General features: G+C 42.1%; 1 pseudogene. It reads left to right on the top strand.

Annotation, left to right across the window (positions count from 1 at the left end):
• Positions 1-347, top strand: a pseudogene (locus HUS62_RS22735) (transposase); the annotation flags it as partial.

Genomic DNA, 347 nt, shown 5'->3' with positions numbered 1-347 from the left:
TATCACTGCGTATCCCGTTGCGTTAGACGTGCTTACCTTTGTGGAGAAGACGCACTCACTGGTAAATCATATGAACACCGCCGAGGGTGGGTTGAAAAGCGCCTACTTTTTCTTGCGAAGGTATTTTGTATTGATGTATGTGCTTATGCTGTGATGAGCAATCATACTCATGTTGTGCTTTATGTTGATGATAAGAAAGCAAATAGGTTATCAGATAAAGCCATTCTTTTACGCTGGTTTAAGCTCAGTAAAATGACCCCTTTAGGTCAAAAGTTCCTTCATGGTCAGCCTTTAAGTGACGGCCAACAAGTCTTCTTAAAGAAAGAGGTTACAGAGTACAGGGCACG

This window comes from Pseudoalteromonas sp. 0303 (assembly GCF_013349995.1).
Classification (GTDB): domain Bacteria; phylum Pseudomonadota; class Gammaproteobacteria; order Enterobacterales; family Alteromonadaceae; genus Pseudoalteromonas.
Note: the sequence above shows the minus strand (reverse complement) of the source record. Positions and strands in the feature narration are given on the sequence as shown.